The sequence below is a fragment of the Candidatus Accumulibacter sp. ACC007 genome, from assembly GCF_907163205.1.
GTDB lineage: Bacteria > Pseudomonadota > Gammaproteobacteria > Burkholderiales > Rhodocyclaceae > Accumulibacter > Accumulibacter regalis.
The window spans coordinates 159,370-178,779 of record NZ_CAJQUD010000005.1 but is presented as its reverse complement, the minus strand read 5'-3'; the positions used below and the strand labels follow the sequence as shown (position 1 = coordinate 178,779).

The window sequence follows — 19,410 nt, the reverse complement described above, 5'->3', positions numbered from 1 at the left end:
ATCGGGGAAAGAAAAGAGTATGAGCGTGATGGCGACGAGAAACTTAGGGGCGCGGCGCCGAAAGTGCAAGTGGGGGGGGGGGATTATTGGCGGCAAGCATGCTTCCATCCCGGGCGTACGCTTAACGCCGAAGCGGACGCATTCAGCGGCTCAAGGAACCTCCGGGACTGCTATTCGGTACGGCTTCACGCCTCGCGCGACCGAAGCTGCGACCCACGCCCTTGCGCATGCTCGCTCGGGCGGCTTGGGCGCGCTTCACTGGTGACGATCGTCTTACCGATCAGGCGCCGCCGAGGCGCAAATGCGGCAAGCTTCAGGATGCTGATATGGCGGAACGGGATGCGATGATCGTTCAGGGCACGCACGCCCAGCGCAGCGGCGAGGTGGCCAATTGCCAGCCCTATAGCCCGGCACAAAGACAAACCAGATTACCGTTTGCCGACAAGACCGAGCACACCGGTGCGATGTCCTCTTGCTGATTGAGCCGTGTCGAGTGATCGCGTCCTGCCGAATGGAAAGAACGAGAATGACCGATGTCACGAAAGCTCGCCCGGCCCACGGGATGCGACGATGGTCAGCAGGTGCGATTCCAGGCTGCAGCACACCAGGCGAGGCCCAGCGACAAGGCCTCCAAGCATGAACCACGAGAAAAAATTTCCGAGGGCTGCGCATTGCCTGGGCCCTGTCCTTGGCGTCCCTTTTAGTGGACGGTTATTGTGCCGCAAGATTCTCGCCCAATCTTCGCGTACGTCGCCTGTCGCCACCACCTCGACCAACGCTGGCAAAGATGGTTGCATCTCGAGCGTCGACTTCGATCGCCGGCAGCAGCGTCAGCAATAGCGCTCGCGAAAGAACGGCTGCCGTTTCGCCGGCGTTGGGTCGACGTCCTGATGCAGCCCATTCAAATGAGTGCCGGGCCGAGGGATGTTGCGACCTTAAACGATGTCGGCCAGCGGTCGGTATCGCCGTCGACGCTGTCAGCGCTGGCCGTGGCTGATCCGTGATCGATCGTCGCGTTGAGATCTCATCGGTTTTTTTGTTTTTTTTTTTTTTCTTTTGGGGCATGCGAGGGCGCGAGCCGGGAGACGCCGGATGCATTCATGCACAGGCATGATCAGGAAGCGCATGCCCGGGGCGCGCGCACACAAAATCCGGGTACTGGACGGCCCGGTTAGGATGTAGAAGAACCGAGATCGTGGACCCAGGACGGCGAGCAGCGCTTCGCCAGGCTGATGCGCGTCTCTGGGTGACGGGCAAAGAAAGAAGCGGCGGCGCCGCGGCGTTTTCATGGGTGTGATACATGAGGGCCGACGGGAGCGTCGCTGAACAAATCGCGAGTCCTTGGAAGCGCGAGCTGGCCATGGCGAATGCCAGCAGCCGTGGTGCGCACCCAGGTCGCGACCGGGCGGGTGATACGCCCGCCTTGAGATCGAGAGCGCGGCGCGCCGTGGGCTGGAGAGGGCCGATATGGCAGCTGCGAGCAGTTTGGTGGCACCGCGGCCGAGGTGACGATGCTGCTGAATGCGCTGATGGATGGGCAGATCGGGATTCTGCAGGTAACGGCAGCTAGGCGGAAAGGGCCGTCGAGCTGGTCGGCAAAACGACGTGCCGGGCAGCCAGTTCGTCGGCGGATACCTTGATCATAGGAAGAGATTGGGGCGTATCAGCGCTTGTCCCTGCTGCGGCGCAAAGGCTCTCGGCTTGCAGTCATGGAGGGGTCGGTGACTTGCTCCTTGGTTCATTCCGGTCCTGGGTCGGAAAGTGCCCGCTGGCTTCAACGACCAGCGCCGGCAGGTCGCGCGTCGTCGTCGCTGCCCGTCTCTCGGACGAGCGAGCGCGCCAGGCGGCCGATGACAGCCAACGGACGGCGCACCGCCTACTGGAAAACGGCAGGCACCCGGCCATCAGGGTGGCCACAACCTTCCGCCAAGGACAGGGCCGGTCGTTGGGCGCCCGCAGTCGATTACGGTGAGCGCGGCAAAGCGGACATGCTTCGGCGCAGGTGCTGTGCGCTGGCGTCCGGGCACTCGCGGCCGGCGAGGAGTGACGGCCAGCTTCTCAACTCAGTGCCGCAGGCGAACACGCATAGCGGTAACTGGGCATGTTTTTTCTACAGCGGAGTATTTCGCGATGAGATGAATGATGCTTGAAAAATCCTGGCGCTTGCGGAGCGCCCTGGGCCATGCGGAGGAATCAGCACGGCAGGCGAGCCCGCGCCGGCGCATACTACTGCGGAACTGGAGCCAAGGGCGAGGGTCTTGGCATATTCCTGCTCGCGGGAGTTCGACTTTCCAGAAGCGTGAGCACAGCGCGTCCTCGCTTGACCACTTCCAGCGTTTTCATCTGCTTTATTGCCTCGTCCTCGGCGGGGTAGATCTGCAGCAGGGTTGTTTTGCCGTCTTCAGGACTGGCTGCTCATGAAGAATGACGTTTTTCTCAGTACCGCGAAGAGGATCGCGCGCTGGCAGCCCAGATCGCGGCGGCGCTGGGCCGCCCGTGGCTGGTCGGTCTGGTGGGACGCCCAATACCGCCGGGGAAAACCTGGCGGCAGACGATCGAGGATGCCATCAGCGGAATGGGCTGCATGGTGGTGTTATGGTCCACGCACTCGATACAGAGTCCCTGGGTCCAGGAAGAGGCCGAGGAAGGCCTGGCTCTGGCGCGCCTGGTACCGGTGTTGATCGAAAGCGTTCGCCCGCCGATGGGCTTTCGCAGCATTCAGGCTTGTGACTTGCGTCAGCGGGACGGAGAAATGACGTCGGCAGCGGGCTTCCAGCAGCTGCTCGTGGCCATCGAAGCGCTCGTCGGGGTTGCATCGAGCCAGGTCCCGGCAGGCATCCGGCAGGATAGGGAAAGCACCGCCACAGAGACTCGGCAAGCGCCGGGAGAGCCGGAAAGAGGCCACCGAATGGCCTTCATTCTGGTCGCTTGCGCGGTGGCCCTGGCGGCGGCCATCGTTCATTACGCCTTGCCTGACCCTTCGTCGATACCCGTGAGGCAGTTGTTGTGCCCGCGACGCTTCCCCCGCTCATCGTCGCCGGTGGACGCACCGATCAATGCCGAGTTGGCCGCTCCCGGCACATTGCCGTCGGCAACGGCCCCCTCAGCCGCGCCGCCCGAGCCAGGAAGGTCGTTGCCGCAGCGACGGCGCGGCCGGCCACGGCCGCGACCCGGCAAACACAGAGCATCAAGGAGCCGCGCTCACCGACGCTCAGCATACGCTGCGCGGCGATACGCGATCGACGCGACCTTGGTGATCCCGTAAGCCCCTCGGAACTGAAGGAGTGTCGATTATGAAGCCGCCCATTACATCCGCTGTCCGGCTGCCTGCCCTGGCCCTGCTGGCCCTGCTGGCGCTGGTGCTCGCCGCTTGCAGCGAGCTTCATCGCCCTGGTGACTCCTCGGCAACGCCGACTTCGCCATCGGCAACGGCAGGTCCCGCGGCCGCGCCGGCAGCCCCGATAAAGGTCTTGCCGCATGGCGATGCCGTGTTGGCGGCAGCCAATGCTCTTTTTACCACACCAGACTCGCCGAGGGCGCCAACCGGGTGAACGTGGTTATCGACCCCCTGGTCGATGGCGTTACCGGCGAGCAATCCACTGCCACGGTGGCCATGGGGCAACGCATCAGCGAGCTGGCGAGGAGCCGCTTTCCGCAGTTCAATATTCAGCCCTTCCAGGCGGAAACACTCTGGCGGCAAGCCGTTGGTGCTGGTCGGTACCCTTAACGCCAGTAAACACGAAGGGAAAGCGAAGCGAATCGTTTGAGGCCTTTCGCATCGCCTGGCGCTGGAACGACCTCAAGACGGGCCAAGATCGAGGCAAGGCAAGGGTGTGGCGCGATCAAAGATTCGCGGGCCGTCAAACACCACGCCACGCCATACTTCCGCGACAGGAGTGTTCCGGCGTGGGCCATAGGAGAGCTTTCCGCGGTAATCGAACTGGTAGCAATCCGTACCTGCCAGTGAGACTTAGCAGCAAGGCGGCGCACAGATCGATCGCCGGATTACACTGGACGGCCTGTGACCCGCGCGAATGTCAGCGAAGGGCAATTCAGCATACAACAGCGCCGGCGCCCCCTAGCGCGACGCGCTGAGCGTCTGAGGCCGCTGCCGCCGCCCGCGGCGTTGCCAGGTATGCGGATTATCTCAAGTGGACTTACTTGGTGCGTGTAGCTACGGCTCGTGACCCAGTCAAAAGCGCGCTGGCCGAGGCAGGCGCTGGGTCAGCCATTGGGGATTGTTCTTCGGACTTGACACCCAGCACCTGGCCATGAGTTTTTTCCGGCGGGGACTAGAACGGCGTCAGTACATCCAACCGACGTTCGCCACCTGTGAGCGGCAGTCTCTTACGGATGACGTGAGTTGCGTTATAACTTTGCGCGCAGCAGCGCTGAATTAGTGTGCGTACCGTTCCATGGGGACGCGTGTCTCACGTGAGAGACTGTCCCTCTGGTGCCACACGAGAGCGCCACTGACCTACACCTGGTTCCTGGGAGACGGAGCCACATCGCAGGCATGCATGAGAGGTACAGCAGTTGCGGGGCCTCGGATGCGTGCGCACACGCATGGACGTCGACGCTTTCGTCTTCAGCCGATCACGCCCTGACCAGGGAAGGGACCGCTGGCCGCGGTCGCGCATGGGCTTCAGCCAGCCGCTGGTCGGTACCGGACGCGACGACGCCAGCGATGCGCTCGACCGCCGAGTGGTGTTCAGCGTGATCGCTTGTCAAGGTGCCGGCGGGAAGTAAAGCGCCAACCCTACCAACGTCCCGTGCACCTGGCACGGGAAAGGCTCAGCTACCGCATGCAGATCAACCGTTTTCTTCTCGCGCTTTCACTCAGCCTCGTCGCCGCAAGTGCCCAGGCGAGTATCTATGGTTACGTCGACGAGCAGGGCGTCGCGCATCTGGCCACGAGAAGATCGATTCGCGCTACAAGTTGTTTTCACGCGGCAATGCTCTGCAGCCGTCGTCAGCGCTGGCCATCGAAGAGGAAAGGCCTGAACTGTCGCGCTATTTTTTCTCAGCATCCAAACCTGAGAAGTTCGAACCCTGCTGAAAGCGGCAGGCAAGGACTTCGCCGTCGAATCCGCCTTGCTCAAGGCAGTCATGGCTGCGGAGTCGGGCTTCAATCCGGAAGCGATCTCCCCCAAGGGCGCCATCGGCCTGATGCAGATCATGCCGGCGACGGCCGAGCGTTATGGCTTGCGCGGCGACAGGAAGAAGACCCTCGAAGAGAAGCTGACCGACCCGGAAATCAACATCCGTCTGGGTGCGCGTTACCTGCGTGACCTTCAGCGCATGTTTCCAGATCAGCAACATCTGGTGCTCGCTTCGTACAACGCCGGCGAAGGCGCCGTACAGCAGTACAAGAACACCATCCCGCCTTATCCCGAAACCCGCAACTACGTGCAGCTGGTCACCCAGATTCTACCAGTTGTATCAACCTCGGGCAGCGATACCAAGGATCAACGCCGGCGTCGTCACCAGCGCTGGAGCAAAGGACAAGCGCCTTCGCCTGACCATTCCCGGGCAGGCGGCGCCAGCGGCAAAGGCGGCCAGGGTCAATTAAACCCGCGCCTCACAAGGTCTTCAAGTACTCCACCAGCGCGTCCTTGTCGGCCGCTGACAAGCCCGTCCCGAACTCATGCCCCTGGCTGCTGCCGGCCTTGCCGCGGGTGTCGAGCCGGGTGCCGACGCGCTGCGCCGCCGGCGTATCGGTCACGAAACCGACCTTGGTCTGGTCGTAGACGTCGTAGCCGCGCCAGAAAACCGTCGGCCGCTGTGCCGCCGGTTCAACAGATCGCGCAGCGTCGGCACCGAGCCGTTGTGCAGGTACGGCGCCTTCAGCCAGATGCCGTCGAGGAAGGGGGGTGACGTAGCCGATCAGGTCTTCCTCGAACCAGGCCGCGGCGTTCGAGTCCCATCTCCTTGACACCTGGTTGGCCTTGATCGCCGCGCCCTTGTTCCAGGAGTCGAGGCGGCCGCGGTCGGTGCCGACTTCGGCGAGCGGCAGCGGCCGGCCGGTGAGTTCGCCGGCGTGGCAGCTGGCACAGTGGGCGTCGAACAGCGTCTTGCCCTCGGCCACCTTTGCTGAATCGATGGCGAAGGGGTACTTCGGTGGCGGTAGTTCGGAGAGATAGCTGTGCAGCCACTGCACCTGCTCGACGAAGTCCTTTTTGTCGGCTGGCGCGGCGCCGAGCAGGCCGAGGGCCGAGTCCATGATCACCGAGTAGGCGTCGCTGCTGTCACCGGCGTAGTTCATGCGCTGGCCCTTGTCCCAGGCGTACTTCTTGAGGTTCCACACCGAGGGCATGTCGGTGGGGCCAAAGGTATCGTCCATCGGGGCGCCGATCATGAAGTACTTGGTGAGGTTCATCGCGTCGTCTCGACCACGTCCCCAGTCGGGGAAGTCGGGGCGATAGATCCAGGCGAACTGTTGCTCGCGTTCGAGCAGGCGCTTCCTGGTGATCGGGATGACGAAGAAGCGGTAGAGGACCTGGTCGATGATGTCGAGATCGGTGACGCGATTGATTTCGGCCATCAGGATGTCGGCGTTGAAGCGCGGGTCCTTGGCGCAGTCGATCAGATAGCGGAAAAAGCCTTCGACGTTGGTGGTGTGCGCCGGTCCGCCGACGACGAAGACCGGCGTGGAGTCGGGCGACTCCCGGTAGCTGGTCGTGTGGCAGACGGCGCAATTGTTCGCCACGCGTGGAAACCGATGGTTTTCTTGCTGAAGCCGGCCGGCAGTTCCTGGCCCTCTTCCCAGGGAACACCGAGCGAGGCGTAGCCACCGGGAAGCACCTTGCCGTCCTGCGTCAGCTTTTCGGGAAGACGCGCGGCAGGACGTAGAAGATCCAGTAGGGGATGCCGGCGTCGTGCTCGGCGCCGATCGATCCGTACTTGAAGCGTGTCTCGAAATCGGCGGTCACCCAGTCAGGTTGCGGGTGTTCGCGGAAGCCACGGTCCCAGGCGATCCAACCGCCAATGACCACGGCGACGATGATCACCACGCCGATGGCGCGGAACCAGGTTCTGCAGGATCGCATGCTCATCGTGGGCTCCTCAGAAGGTCTTCATGAATTCGACCAGCGCGGTCTTTTCGTCGGCACTCAGCTCGGTGCCGTAGGCCTTGCCCTCGTGGCCGCCGTTGCCGTTGCCGGGGACCGCGGTGTCGAGAAGGAAGAACGGCTGACCGTTGCCCTGCGCCTGCTCCGAGACGAAGCCGACCTTGACCGGGTCATAGACGTCGTTGCCGCGATAGAAAGTCGCGGGGCGCACGGCAGCGGGTTCGAGCAGGTCGCGCAGGCTGGGCACCGAGCCGTTGTGCAGGTAGGGCGCGCGCAGCCAGATGCCGTCGAGCGGCATGTTGGCGTAGCCGAAGGTCTTGCGGAAATGGGTGAACCGCCACGGGTAGCCGGCGTAGAGCGTCGCCTGGTTCACCGCCAGCGTGTAGGAGTAGGAATCGAGGCGTCGCCGGTCGGTGCCGATCTCGGCCAGCGGCGTCACCTTGCCGACCAGCTCGCCGCTGAAGTCGCTGCCCGAGGCGCCGTGGCAGCCGGCGCAGTAGGCCTTGTAGATCGGCGCGCCGCGCAATGCCAGTCCGGCGTCGACCGGGAAGAACTGGCTGAAGCTGGGCGGTGAGACATCGAGAATCCAGTCCTCGACGCGGCCGATACGTTCCAGGTCGATGGTCGGCGGCGTCGTGCCGGTGCCAAAGGCGGCGCTCTTGTTGCGCTCCTCGACGGTGGTGTTGTTGCCGTCCCAGTGCAGCTGCATCTCGTGCGGCTCTTTGCGCTGGCGTTGCCGCCACAGCGAGGGAAAATCGGCCGGCGCGTCGAACTCGTCGGGGTCGAGATGGGCCATCGGGAAGTTGAAGATCACTTTCGCCGAGTTGAAGGTGTCGACGCGTCCGGGCCCCCATTCGCGCTGCTTGAAGACCCAGTCGAAGCGCCCGGCGAGCGCCAGCACGCGGTCGCGCATGATGGCGATGGCCACCGGATAGACGATGTAGCGGTCGAGCAGGTCGAGTTGTCCACCCTGGCGTTCAATCTCCGGCAGGATGAATTCCTTGGCGAACTTCGGGTCGGCGGCGCAGCGGAAGAAGAACTCCTCGAAGCCCTTCATGTTGAAGGTCGCTGCCGGCATGCCGAGGACGATCGTCGGCGGCTGGTCGGCTGCCGTGCGCACAGTGCTCGTGTGGCAGACGGCACAGTTGACGAAGACACGGTCGATTCCCTGGTAGCGGCGCTGCGAGGTGCCGATCGGCAGGTCGCGGTCGCTGCCGTCGGCGTTCTTCTCGAAAACCATTCCCAGCGACTGGTAGCCCTTGCCGGGCAGGTATTGCGGGCAGACATTGGGCAGCGCACGCCAGATCCAGTAGGGGAAGCCCATCTCGTGCTCGCCACCGGTGGACCCGTACTTGAAGTGTTCGGTCGGGCTGGCATAATCCACCGCCACGTCACCGGCAAAGCGCTGGACCAACCAGATGACGACCAGCAGCGGCAAGACGACGGTGACGATGAAGAGAATGATGAAGCGTCGCTTCCAGGGGCTTCTTGCGGCTGCTTGCGGTTCGTTCATGCTGTGTTCCCCTTTTTCTCGTTCTCAGTGCGCTGGCAGGCACGGACGCAAAGCCTCGTAGCCGCCAGCCAGCAGGGTTGCGAGTTGCGGTGGGCGACCCGTCTCGGCGCGTAACCATTGCGTCACCTGAGCGAGCATGGCGGCGCGCACCGGGCTGCTGCGCCATGCTTGGGCGTCGCTGGCAAAAGCCGGCAACATGCTTTCCGGTGGCATTGGCGTCTTGGCGCGCTGCGCTGGCGCCAGGTCGGCCATTGCCAGACGGACGTAGAGGCGTTGGGCGCAGTGGCGGAGGCTGGCGCCGACTTCCGCCGGAGGGCCGTGCAGGAAATTCGGCGGAAAGGTTTCGGCGCTCTGGTGGCAGGCGGCACAGTAGGGTTGAAAGCCACGCAGGAGCGGATCACCGCTGCTGCCCGGCGCCTGTCCCGGCGCGACGGCGATTACTTCCAGCTGCGCTGGCGGCAGGTGCTCGGCGGCCGCGCAGCAGGGCGCCGCGGCCGGCGCGCCGAGTTCGGCGAACAGCGCCGAAAAAAGCAGCCGGCGCGGGAAGGGATCGGGTCCGAAAAGAGTCGCGGCTTGCGGACCGGTGGCGAGGCGGTCGATGGCCTGCTGCACGATGGCGAAATCCTCGCGGATTTCCAGCGTCGCTTCGCCGTCGACCAGCCCATCGCCGCCAGGGGTGGCGCCAGTGCCGGTGGCCAAGGTAGCTTCACTGCGACGAATGGCGATCGAGTGGATCACGTTGGCGGCGGCGTTTCTCGCCGGCAGCCCGTCTGCGCGTGGTGACAAGGTCGCGCCGGCTGCGTTCGCCGCAGTGAGAAGGGTCAGTTCCACATCATTCAGGGCGCTGCCGCCAGGCAGCGCCAGCCTTGCCAGCCGACCGCCACTCGGCCTTCCGGCATGCACCGACAGCGTTCCGGCGAGCAGGGTGCCATCCGCCGCGGAGCAGCGCAGCGACCAGCGCGAAGCGACTCTGGTGTCGATCCGGCAGGGAGCGCTGAGGCGCTGTGCCGCCAGTGGAGCCGATGGAGTGGGTGGTGTCAGCCGCTCCAGCGCACTCGCCAATTGGCGCCGGTCAGGGTCGGCGACGAACTCCGCCAGGCCGGCCACCAGCTGCCGCAGCGCGTCCGCAGCGTCGGGCCGCCAGAGCGCCCCGGGTGGACGCGGCAGGAGTGGATCGAAGCGCGCCTGCACCTCCGACAAAGCCACGCGAGCGGCCGCGTCTGCAGGCCAACTGCTCGTCCCCTGCAGGGGGTTGCGGTTGGGAATGTCGGGATTGCCGCTGGCCAGTCCGCCTGGCCAGCGGCGCCGCGCCTGCGCGCGCAGCGGCTGGTCGACCGAGCGCTCGAAACGGGCATCGGGCGTCCACGTCTGACCGCCGGCGAGGGCGTGCCGCAAGGCGGCCGCAAACAGACCCGCACGGCAGCCTTGCGCCTCGGCGCTATTGCCGCCGCAGCCTTCGCGCCACAGGCGCTGGGTGAGGGCAAAGCCGTTGGCGCGCTCACTGGCGTTGTCGATGGCGTAGGGAACGTCGATGCCGCGCTCGGGGGGAATGCCATAGAAGCTCTGGCCGCTGGCCAGCAGCGCTGCGGCGACCTTGGCGTTGGCGTTGGTCTCGTCCCATAGAGCGCGCGAAAAGATCGGCGCGCCGTTCTGGTGGCAGGCGAAGCAGATCGTCCGGTTGGCGTAGGCCAGACGCGGCTTGCCGCCGGCACGGTAATCCTTGAGCAACAGGAACTCGAAGCGGCCGGCAGGCTCGTTGTAGCTGATGATTTCGACGACCGCCGACTTTTCCTGGTAGCCAAGGTAGAGGCGATCCTTGAGCAGCGGCACATCGCCCGCTATCGGCGGGCTGTCGACGGCGACCACCACGCGGGGAGAGGCGAAGTAGTCGGGGGCGGCGGCTGTCCGCTGCAGCGAGCGGCCCAGCGGAATCAGGACGCGCTTGGCCGGTGGCAGTGGGCTGGCCGGATCGCGCTGGAGCTGGGCGTCGATGCGCGCGAGCAGAGCCTCGAAAGGAAACGGCACTTCTATCTCTGCCGCAACACCGCGCCGCACGGCAAACATCTGCTCGAAGAGCGAACGCCCGTGGCCGGGCAGATGCTCGCCGGGATCGGCCGGATCGACCACCGGCAGCGGCAGCGCTTCAGTCGCCCGCACCGGCATGGCGCAGATCGCTGCGGACCCCGCAGCGAGGCCGAGCAGGATCGCCAGCGAGGTTGCGGACAAGCGCATCGTCAGCCTCCATGCCCCGGGCGCGCCTTGCTCAGGGCTTGGCGGGCTTGGCGGGCGCAGCAGCGATGACGCTGCGTTGCTGCGTTCCCGGCCAGCAGTCTTCCTGCACCTTGCCGGTAGCAACGAAATTTGCCCGCGCCTTGTCGTCGGTGTCCTTGTCGTAGAGCGTGAAGTTGAGCGCGAAACCACGGTCCAGATAGGCGCGGCCAAGGTAGAAGCCGGGACGGATCATGCGGATCTCGTCGCGCACCTTGAGGCCTCGCCGACCGGCGAGATAGTCGGGGCTTTCCTGGTAACCGGCGATTTCGTCGCTAAAGAAGTAGTCGATGATGATCGATTCGCGCCGCGAGTCGAGCAGGCTCTGGCCGCAGTAAAGCTTGGCCGGGAAGAGCAGCCAGGTCTCCTTGCCAGCGTAGTTCATTTTCTTCGGATCGCCTTCGACCAGGCCGACCTTCTTGAGCAGCGACAGATCCTCGATGCGGTTGCGCAGCACGCCCTCGTCGCGGAAGAAAACCTTGCCGCGCCAGAGCACTTCGCCGATTTCCTCGACGACCAGCCCCTTGAGGTGCAGGACGGTGCCTCCGAAGCCACCGACCAGCTCGGAAAGCCGGAACTTGCCGCTGCTTCCGCGCGGCAGGAGAATGCGGCCCTCGAAAGCACCATCCGGGATCGGGCCGGCAGTCAGGCGGGCGTAGATCTGATCGATCTGCTCCTCGTCGAGCGTCGCCAGGTAGTCGGGTGTGATCTTGGCCAGTTCGGCCGGCGGAATCGGGAACTTGTAGTCCACCTGCGCCAGGCTCATTTTCGTTTGGTAGCTCTTGGCGTAGGGCGCGAAAGTAATCTCCGGGGGTTCGGGCTTGCTGCACGACGCCACGCCGAGGGCGGCGAGGGCGGCGAGGGCGATACGGGCAATCCGACCGAAACGTACTCCGCCAGGCAGCGAATCCAGGCAACTCGGGGTCAAGGTGTGCGGCAGTCGCATGATGTGATCTCCCGTTTCCTTACAGCGTGGCGAGGAAAGCGGTGAGCGCTTTCTTGTCGGCCTCGGAAAGGTCCTCGCCGAAGCGGTGACCCTGATTCTCGATCTCCTCGGTGCACGTCTGGTAATTGGCACTGATGAAATCGCGTTGCTCGCGCAGAATGTCGACGAAGCGCGACGGATTCTTGATGATCTCGTCGGCGATCGTCTGCAGCGTCGGCAGAAGGCTCGCCTTGCCAACTGCTTCGAGCCGGTCCGGGTGGCGCTTGGCGAGGAAGAGGTCGCCGATCAGCTGTTTGTGCATCAGTCCATTCAGGAAACCGGCGCTGGTGCCGGCCGGGATCTTCACCTGCCCGAAACCGAACAGCGGCTTCTCGGTCTTGCCGTCGAGCGGACGGATGCCGACATCGATGAGCAGATCGGCGTTGGTCAGCGTTCGTTTGCTGCCTCTCTCCTTCGGGTGGAGAAGTTCGAACATCGACAGCTTGTAGAGGTCGAAGCGGCCCTCGACGCTGGGATCGTAGCGCAGGCAGTCGGGCTGTTGGGCGAGCAACTGGCCGCCGCTGTCGATATAGCGTGCGCGGTGGAAATCGTTGGCCTTGTTCGCCGGCTTGCCACAGATTTCCGGCCCGATGGCGTTGTTGTGCATGAATGGCGCGGTCGCCCAGATATTGACCAGCGAGACGTTGCGCATGTAGCCACGACCGGCGTCCTTGAGTTCGTCGCGTTCCGGAATGTCGGCGACCACCGGGCGCTCACGCAGCGTGTCCGATGCGGATTCCATGTACAGGTTTCCTGCCTTGTGGTTGGAGTGCAGCGAGCGGCAACGGAAAGTGCCGACTTCAGTCACCGGTGTCGCCTGATCGTTACCCAGGAAATCCGCCCTGATCTTGCGCGGATGCGCTTCGCTGGCGGCGGCGAAATCGCGGTTATTGAACGAGCCACCTTCGCTCTCTGGAATGCTCGAATGGCAGCGTGCGCAGTTTTCGGCGAAAACGAGCTGGCCGCGGCCCACGGCACCGGCACCGAATTCGGTTTCCAGGTCGCGGACCAGATCGGCACGGCTGTAAGCCAGGCTACTTGTTCCCGCCTGGCGAACGTTGGCCAGCGCTGCGTAGAGGTCGGCCTGGTCCGACTCGGCCGAGGCAAAGAAGTCGAGCACGTTCTGCAGCCGGTCCTCGACGGCCCGGAAGTTCGGGCAATCGCGCCGGCACTGGCCGATATCGAAGGGCGTCTGCCCGAAACCACGTTGCTCCGGATCCACCTCGCGCATGTCGGCGAGGTGATTGACCCAGCACTGCTCGGAGCACGAGCCAATGTTGAAGTACACGCGCTGGATCGCCTCCAGCGCACCGGTCGAATCCTCGCCGCCCTTCAGGATGTGATGGACGCCGGGCAGGACCACTTTCTTGCCGCCCAGGTTGACCGGCGTGACGTCGTCGTTGCGGGTGCTGCGCTGCCAGCACTTGCCGTCGCGACCCGGCTCGCACCAGCACTTGCTCTCGTCGCTCTCGCTTCCGCAGCTCGCCGCCTTGCGCCATTTGGTCACCACCTCGCCCTTGAAAACCGGCCGCTGGGCGACATTGATCAGCGCGTTGATGGTCCCCGGATTGTTGACCTGGTCGTGCGAAATCGCCGAAGTGTCGGTAACACCGGGACGGGCGTGCGCGAACATCTGATACTCCAGGCTGCTCATCGGCAGGCCCGAGCCGAGCAGTTCGGACATCCGCGTGTATTGATTGCCGATCAGTCCCTTGATGTTCTCCCACCTGGGATGCGCCGGGTCGGCGGGCGGGTTGAGCGGGTCGAAGGCGATATGGCAGGAGCCGCAGGAGGTGCCGATAAGGAAGGGCGGCTCCACGGAGCCGTCGGCAAGCCGGCTCACCCGCTGGTCCGATTCGATGCCGGTCTTGGCGATGAGCGGGCTGTCAAAGCCCGACCAGCTGCCTGACTCACCGTTCAGCGCCTGCCACTTCGCGGCGTCGAAGCGCGGGTTGGGAAACTTGCGAATTCCCAGTGCACCGGTCGAGGTGCCGAACTTCAGATCGCAGGCCGAGTGCCGCTGATCCACCTTGCCGCCCTGACTGTGCGGGTCGTCCGGGTCGAGGGCCGCGTCCTTGAGGCCGCAGGCCGGGTCGACGTAGCCGGGCTTGCCGACGTACTTCAGGAGCACGTCGTCGCCAGGGCACCAGTCGAAGCCGTAGGTTTCCGCGGCTGACTTGGCCGGGCAGTCTGGGTCGCCCGGCTTGCAGCACGAGGGGTCGTTGATGATTCCCCAGGCCCAGAAACGATCGTCGCGCTGGTCGGCACGCAAGACGCGGAACCAGTCGACCAGGACGCCAATGCGCTGCTGAAAGGTATAGGTATGGAAGCGGTCGTTGCCGGCAGTGGCCTTGAACCAGATCAGCCGTCCGACGCATTCCGATTCACTGAGTCCTTCGCGGGCGCAGGCTTCGTGATACGGAGCATCCTGATCGATGATCGACGCTTCCGGAAGCGCTTGCGCGGAAGCGGCGGCAACCAGGCCTGCTGGCGCGCCTTGCGCATGTGCATCGCCGATATTGACACTGCGCTGGTGGAAAACGCCAACACCAGTGCCGAGAATGAGTGTGGCCACAAGAGCGGCAAACAGATTACGTTTCATGCGTTCTCTCCTGACGGGCACAAATAGCTTGAAACCCCAAAGGCGGTAAACTCGACGGCAGTGTCGTCGCCGGCAGGGCAGTATCTGTTCGGGTGTCAGCCCTGTCAAGCGCTGGCACTTTCCGCGTCGCACAGATTTCAGTCACCGATTGTGCGCCAAGCACGCTTGTTAAATGATCGCGCTAGCGTTCCAGCGAGCGAAGGTGACCGATGCCGGTTTGGCAGTCGCTGAGCAAGGTGGTTCCGCGCGCCAATGCGACCGGCACGCCTCCGCTGCCCGGTTATTGGCATGCAAGAAGGAACTGCCGCCAGTATCAGCGACAGGCCGGCACTGGCAATGCGCGTTGTCGCTGACGAGAAACCATACTCGGAAAAAATATATTAAGCTTCCGCATCGTGACTTCCGCAGGATTATCGACTGCGTGCAAACTGAATGAACTGGACTCGCCTTCAACGGAGCTCGCTCAAGACGAGAATCACTCTGTTTACGCTGGCCATTTTTCTGATCGGCATCTGGTCACTGGCTTTTTACAGCAGTCGGATGCTGCTCAAGGACATGGAGCGCGTATTGGGTGACCAGCAGTTGTCGACGGTTTCCCTGCTCGCCGACGAGCTGAATCACGAATTGGGCGACCGCCTGGCGTTTCTGGCCAGAGTTGCCAGCCGAGTCACTCCGGCGATGCTGACCGATAGCACGGCCTTGCCGGCGCTCCTGGCGCAGAGCCTGATTCCGGAAGACGAGCCGTTCAACGGCGGTATCATTGCGCATCGACTCGACGGTACGGCTGTTGCCGAATTTCCTCCCCCATCAGGGCGGCTGAGTGTCAATTACATGGACATCGACAGCATCGCGGCTGCGCTGCAGGAGGGAAAATCGACCATCAGCCGGCCGGTGATGGGAAAGCAGCTACCGGTGCCCGTTTTTGGCATGACCGTACCCATTCGAGAACCCGGTGGCAAAGTCATTGGCGCCGTAAGTGGCGTCGTCAATCTGGCCCTGGCGAGTTTTCTCGACCGTTTTACCGACAGCCGCTACGGCAGGACGGGGGGTTACCTTCTCGTTGCGTCGCATGACCGGCAGATCATCACCGCTACCGACAGGAACCAGGTCATCGGCCACCTGCCGCCGCCAGGCGTCGATCCGACCGTCGATCGCCTGGTCGTAGGTTCCGAGGGCCCCACCGTCGCTGTCACCAGCGGCGGCTCCGAAGTCCTCACCTCGGCCAAGCGAATTCCCGTTTCCGGCTGGGAGATGGTGGCAGTGCTTCCGACCGCCGAAGCCTTTGCGCCGATTCACGGCATGCAGCAGCGCATGCTCCTGGCTGCATTACTCCTCTCCATGCTGGCCGCCGCCGCGACCTGGTGGATATTGGGCCGCGAGCTTGCCCCGATGCTTTCTGCTGCGAAAATGCTGTCCAGCCTGTCGGAGAGCCAACGGCCCCCGCCGTTGCTGCCCATCGCCCACGAGGACGAAGTCGGCGAACTGATTGCCGGCTTCAATTCCCTCCTGAAAACCCTGGGAAGTCGGGAGAAAGCAGTACAGGAAAGTGAAGCCTTCAAGAACGTCATCCTCAATTCCATGGCTGCCGAAATCGTCGTTCTCGACCGTCACGGGGTCATCCGAGCGGTCAACAAGCGCTGGCGGCGGTTTTCATGGGAAAACCGTGCAAAGTCCGGACAACTGCCGGCGAATACCGAGATCGGCGGGAATTACCTCGATTTTTGCGACCTCGACGCTGAGGTCCAGGACGACGAAGCCAGTAACGCCCGGCGCGGGATCGAGTCGGTTCTTGAGCGCCGTTTGCCCTCCTTCAGCCTCGAATACGCCTGCCACTCGGCGCAGGAACGGCGCTGGTTCACGATGGCCGTCATGCCTCTGGGGACCGACCTCGAGAGCGGCGTGGTGATCACCCATACCGACATCACGGCCCTCAAACGAGCCGAGCAATACGAGCAGTTTCGCAGCCGCATTCTGCAACTACTGGCCGAAGGCGAGCTGTTGCGTGGCCTTCTCGAAGCGCTGGCGCAGGGCGTCGAGGAGCTCAATCCGGGAATGCTGTGCAGCATTCTCCTGGTGGACAATGAAGGCATGCGCCTCACCACCGGCGCGGCACCGAGCCTGCCCGAGGCCTTCAACGCGGCCGTCAACGGCATGAAAATCCGCGCCGGAGCCGGTTCCTGCGGAACGGCCGCGTTCACCGGTCAGCGGGTCATCGTCGAAGACATCGCCAGCCATCGCTACTGGGAGCGCGCCCGGGAGCTGGCGGCCAGCGCCGGGCTTGGCTCGTGCTGGTCGGAACCGATTCGTTCATCCTCTGGCAAGGTTCTCGGCACCTTCGCCCTCTATCATCGGCACGCGCACAGCCCGAGCGCAGCGCATATCGAGCTGATCGAGCAGTCCGCCCGTCTGGCCAGCATCGCCATCGAGCGAAATCTCGCCGCCGAGCGGTTGCGTACCAGCGAGGCGCATTTCCGCCTGCTGACCGAGAATATTTCCGACATTGTCTGGCGACAGGACCGCGATCATCGCTTCACCTATATCAGCCCGGCGGATGAACGCTTGCGCGGCTACCGGGCCGAGGAGGTGATCGGGCGGCACGTGACCGAGGTGTTGACCGACGAGGGAATCGCCATTCTCAAGGCGAAGCAAGAAATGCGCGCAGAAGCCGAGCGGCGCGGCGCAAGAACCAGGATCAGCCGCTTCGAACTGCCGCAGCGCTGCCGGGACGGCAGGCTGATCTGGCTGGAGGTCCTGTCCACTCCCGAACGCGACGCGCGCGGCGCGATCATTGGCTATTACGGCGTCAGCCGGGAAATCACCGAACGCAAGCACGCCGAGGAGAAGGTTCGCCAACTGGCGTTTCATGATCCGCTGACGGCGCTGCCCAACCGGCGCCTGCTCGACGACCGTCTGAACCAGACCATGGCCGCAAGTTCGCGGCTACCCTGCCACGGCGCGGTGATGTTCGTCGACCTGGACAACTTCAAGCCCCTGAACGATGCGCATGGGCACGTCGTTGGCGATATCCTCCTGGTCGAGGCGGCGGCGCGGCTGAAGAGCTGTGTCCGCGAGGTGGACACGGTCGCCCGCTTTGGCGGCGACGAGTTCGTGGTGATGATCAGCGAGCTCGCTGCGGACAGGACCGAGTCAATGGAGAAAGCCGCCATCATCGCGGAAAAGATTCGCCTTGCCCTTCTGGAAGAATATCGACTGACCCTCAAGTCCGACGCGAAGGCCGGAACGACGCTCACCCACCAGTCCTCGGCGAGCATTGGCGTCGCTCTGTTCATCGGTCATGAAGCCAGCCGCGACGAGATCCTGCAGTGGGCCGATGCGGCAATGTATGAGGCGAAGCAGGCAGGGCGGAATTTCATTCGCTTTCACGACGGGGGGCAGCGCGGCTGAAAGCCTGCCCGCCGGCGACGCTGCGGCCGTGAAGGGAAGCGCCGATCCGGCCGTGGGTCCAGCGTGCTTTACGGGCGGGACGCCGATGAAAGCGGAGCGACAAGGGATTCGCTACCGGCGTCTGGGTCTAGAATGGGCGCTTTGCCAGACTGCGACCCGTCACCATGATCCGTACCCGCTTTGCGCCTTCCCCGACCGGTTTCCTGCACATTGGCGGCGCCCGCACCGCGCTGTTCTCGTGGGCCTACGCTCGCCACCACGGCGGCAGCTTCATCCTGCGCATCGAGGATACCGACCTGGCGCGTTCGACGCCGGAAGCCGTGCAGGCGATTCTTGACGGCATGAACTGGCTGGGACTCGAACACGACGAAGGTCCGTTCTACCAGACCCGGCGCATGGCGCGTTACCAGACCGTGATCGGAGAGATGCTCGCCGCCGGCACGGCCTACCATTGCTACATGGCGCCCGACGAACTCGATCGGCTGCGCGAGGAGCAGCGCGCACAAGGGCTGAAGGCGCGCTACAACGGCGCCTGGCGGCCTGAACCGGGCAAGGTCCTGCCGCCGCCACCGGCTGGCGTATCGCCAGCCGTGCGGTTCCGTAATCCGGGTGACGGCGTCGTCGCCTGGGACGACCTGGTCAAGGGGCGTATCGAGATCGCCAACGCCGAACTCGACGATCTGGTCATCGCCCGTGCCGATGGCACGCCGACGTACAACTTCTGTGTCGTCGTCGATGATTTCGATATGGGCATTACGCACGTCATTCGCGGCGATGACCACGTCAATAACACGCCGCGGCAGATCAACATTCTGCGGGCGCTTGGCGTGCCGGTGCCGCTCTATGCCCACCTGTCGATGATCCTTGGCGACGATGGGCAAAAACTGTCCAAGCGCCACGGTGCGGTCAGCGTCATGCAGTACGACGACGAAGGCTATCTGCCGGAAGCCGTGCTCAACTATCTGGCGCGCCTGGGCTGGTCGCACGGCGATGACGAGATCTTCTCGATGGCGCAGTTCTGCGCGTGGTTCGACCTTGACCACATCACGCCGTCGGCGGCGCAGTTCAATACCGAGAAACTCAACTGGCTCAATGCGCACTATCTCAAGCGCGCCGAGCCGGCGCGACTGGCGGCATTGGTGCTGCCGCGTCTGCAGGCGCGTGGCGTGACGGTCAGCGCGACGCCTTCGCTGCCAGCGATCGTTACCCTGTACCAGGAGCGCGTCGCAAACCTCAACGAGCTGGCCGACGCCGCCGAAGTGTTCTACATCGACATCGCGCCGAAAGCTGAACTCCGGGCCAAGCATATGACGCCCGAAGCGTTGCCGGCGCTGGCCGACTTCGTCGCCGGACTGCCGGACATCGCCTGGGAAGCGGCGGCGATCGGCGCCCTGATCAAGCAGAGCGTCGCCGCCCACGGCCTGAAGATGCCGAAGCTGGCGATGCCCCTGCGGGTGCTGCTCACCGGCCAGGAACAGACGCCGTCGGTAGACGCGCTGGTCGTCCTTTTCCCGCGCGAACAGGTGCTCCGGCGACTCTCCGGCGCCGGTTAGCGGCGAGTCTTCCC

General features: G+C 64.1%; 10 protein-coding genes and 3 pseudogenes. 6 read left to right on the top strand and 7 right to left on the bottom strand.

The genetic code is table 11. From position 1 onward, the window contains the following. Window positions 1–326 precede the first annotated feature (326 nt). The 4 genes and pseudogenes from QZ634_RS13820 to QZ634_RS13810 all read left to right on the top strand — a co-directional run. Complete coding sequence (locus tag QZ634_RS13820) at window positions 327–479, top strand: hypothetical protein (RefSeq protein ID WP_291989275.1); 153 nt, start codon at window positions 327–329, stop codon at window positions 477–479. 1,973 nt (window positions 480–2,452) lie between these two features. Beyond that, window positions 2,453–3,265: pseudogene (locus tag QZ634_RS21575) on the top strand (toll/interleukin-1 receptor domain-containing protein); the annotation flags it as partial. A gap of 282 nt (window positions 3,266–3,547) precedes the next feature. Continuing rightward, entirely contained in the window at window positions 3,548–3,727 is a 180-nt protein-coding gene (locus QZ634_RS13815; RefSeq protein ID WP_291989274.1) for a hypothetical protein, read from the top strand. 1,382 nt (window positions 3,728–5,109) lie between these two features. After that, a pseudogene (locus tag QZ634_RS13810) lies at window positions 5,110–5,316 on the top strand (transglycosylase SLT domain-containing protein); the annotation flags it as partial. A 405-nt stretch (window positions 5,317–5,721) separates the two neighbouring features. On the opposite strand, the gene QZ634_RS21570 reads toward QZ634_RS13810, so the two are convergent. The 7 genes and pseudogenes from QZ634_RS21570 to QZ634_RS13780 all read right to left on the bottom strand — a co-directional run bounded on the left by QZ634_RS21570 (window position 5,722) and on the right by QZ634_RS13780 (window position 14,438). Continuing rightward, the gene (locus tag QZ634_RS21570) at window positions 5,722–5,835 is read right to left on the bottom strand and encodes a hypothetical protein (RefSeq protein WP_366145405.1); all 114 of its coding nucleotides are present in this window, start codon (window positions 5,833–5,835) and stop codon (window positions 5,722–5,724) included. Between the two features lie 151 nt (window positions 5,836–5,986). Continuing rightward, window positions 5,987–6,223, bottom strand: a pseudogene (locus QZ634_RS21565) (c-type cytochrome); the annotation flags it as partial. A 595-nt stretch (window positions 6,224–6,818) separates the two neighbouring features. Continuing rightward, window positions 6,819–7,055 (bottom strand): hypothetical protein, encoded by a 237-nt coding sequence (locus QZ634_RS13800; protein WP_291989272.1) that lies wholly within the window; start codon window positions 7,053–7,055, stop codon window positions 6,819–6,821. Between the two features lie 10 nt (window positions 7,056–7,065). Further along, window positions 7,066–8,583, bottom strand: a complete 1,518-nt coding sequence (locus QZ634_RS13795) for a cytochrome c (RefSeq protein WP_291989271.1) — start codon at window positions 8,581–8,583, stop codon at window positions 7,066–7,068. Window positions 8,584–8,607: 24 nt separating this feature from the next. Further along, entirely contained in the window at window positions 8,608–10,815 is a 2,208-nt protein-coding gene (locus tag QZ634_RS13790; RefSeq protein WP_291989270.1) for a hypothetical protein, read from the bottom strand. Window positions 10,816–10,846: 31 nt separating this feature from the next. Further along, window positions 10,847–11,797, bottom strand: a complete 951-nt coding sequence (locus tag QZ634_RS13785) for a hypothetical protein (protein WP_291989269.1) — start codon at window positions 11,795–11,797, stop codon at window positions 10,847–10,849. A gap of 19 nt (window positions 11,798–11,816) precedes the next feature. Then, a complete protein-coding gene (locus tag QZ634_RS13780; RefSeq protein ID WP_291989268.1) occupies window positions 11,817–14,438 on the bottom strand; it encodes a cytochrome c in 2,622 nt (873 codons plus the stop codon). A 432-nt stretch (window positions 14,439–14,870) separates the two neighbouring features. Here QZ634_RS13780 and QZ634_RS13775 point away from each other — a divergent pair, with 432 nt between their 5' ends. Beyond that, window positions 14,871–17,843 carry a diguanylate cyclase gene (locus QZ634_RS13775; protein WP_291989267.1) on the top strand — a complete coding sequence of 991 codons (2,973 nt, stop codon included), beginning with the start codon at window positions 14,871–14,873 and terminating at the stop codon, window positions 17,841–17,843. A 164-nt stretch (window positions 17,844–18,007) separates the two neighbouring features. Beyond that, window positions 18,008–19,396 carry a glutamate--tRNA ligase gene (gene gltX, locus QZ634_RS13770; protein WP_291989266.1) on the top strand — a complete coding sequence of 463 codons (1,389 nt, stop codon included), beginning with the start codon at window positions 18,008–18,010 and terminating at the stop codon, window positions 19,394–19,396. Window positions 19,397–19,410 lie beyond the last annotated feature (14 nt).

Excerpts from the sequence above, each read along its gene's own strand:
- QZ634_RS13820 (WP_291989275.1), top strand. The coding sequence starts at position 327 with ATGGCGGAACGGGATGCGATGATCGTTCAGGGCACGCACGCCCAGCGC.
- QZ634_RS13800 (WP_291989272.1), bottom strand. The coding sequence starts at position 7,055 with ATGAGCATGCGATCCTGCAGAACCTGGTTCCGCGCCATCGGCGTGGTG.
- QZ634_RS13795 (WP_291989271.1), bottom strand. The coding sequence starts at position 8,583 with ATGAACGAACCGCAAGCAGCCGCAAGAAGCCCCTGGAAGCGACGCTTC.
- QZ634_RS13790 (WP_291989270.1), bottom strand. The coding sequence starts at position 10,815 with ATGCGCTTGTCCGCAACCTCGCTGGCGATCCTGCTCGGCCTCGCTGCG.
- QZ634_RS13785 (WP_291989269.1), bottom strand. The coding sequence starts at position 11,797 with ATGCGACTGCCGCACACCTTGACCCCGAGTTGCCTGGATTCGCTGCCT.
- QZ634_RS13780 (WP_291989268.1), bottom strand. The coding sequence starts at position 14,438 with ATGAAACGTAATCTGTTTGCCGCTCTTGTGGCCACACTCATTCTCGGC.
- QZ634_RS13775 (WP_291989267.1), top strand. The coding sequence starts at position 14,871 with ATGAACTGGACTCGCCTTCAACGGAGCTCGCTCAAGACGAGAATCACT.
- gltX (WP_291989266.1), top strand. The coding sequence starts at position 18,008 with ATGATCCGTACCCGCTTTGCGCCTTCCCCGACCGGTTTCCTGCACATT.